Raw genomic sequence first — 419 nt, 5'->3', positions numbered from 1 at the left:
GTGCGTGGGCATGGCGCTGGTCTATGTGTGGCAAGGCATGCCGCAAACCTTCGCTTCACAAGCGCTGGCCACAACGCTTGAAGGCGCACAACAGCAGTTGATTGTCGGCGCCGTGGCGAGCTTCGAATCAATCAAGCATATCGGCACCAACGGCGGCGGCTTCTTCAGCATGAACGCCGCGCACCCGTTCGAGAACCCGACACCGCTGACCAACGCGCTGCACATCCTCAGCATGTTGCTGATCCCGTCGGCACTGACTTACACCTTCGGCAGCATGCTGCTGCAACGCCGTCAGGGCTGGGTGTTTTTCGGCACGTTCCTGGTGATGTTCTTAGGCTTCCTCGCGCTGGTGTATGGCGCCGAGCAAAACGGCAACCCGCTGCTGACCCAGGCCGGTGCCAACCAGACGCTGTCCATCG

Annotated in this window: 1 protein-coding gene; it reads left to right on the top strand. The window is 61.1% G+C overall.

Going from position 1 to position 419, the window contains the following annotated elements:
* On the top strand, nucleotides 1–419 hold a 419-nt coding region (locus HX855_RS32925), incomplete at both ends, for a potassium-transporting ATPase subunit KdpA (RefSeq protein WP_178948076.1).

Source organism: Pseudomonas sp. IPO3778, assembly GCF_013386825.1.
Lineage (GTDB): Bacteria > Pseudomonadota > Gammaproteobacteria > Pseudomonadales > Pseudomonadaceae > Aquipseudomonas.
The sequence above is the reverse complement of the archived record's forward strand: the minus strand, read 5'-3'. Positions and strand labels throughout refer to the sequence as shown.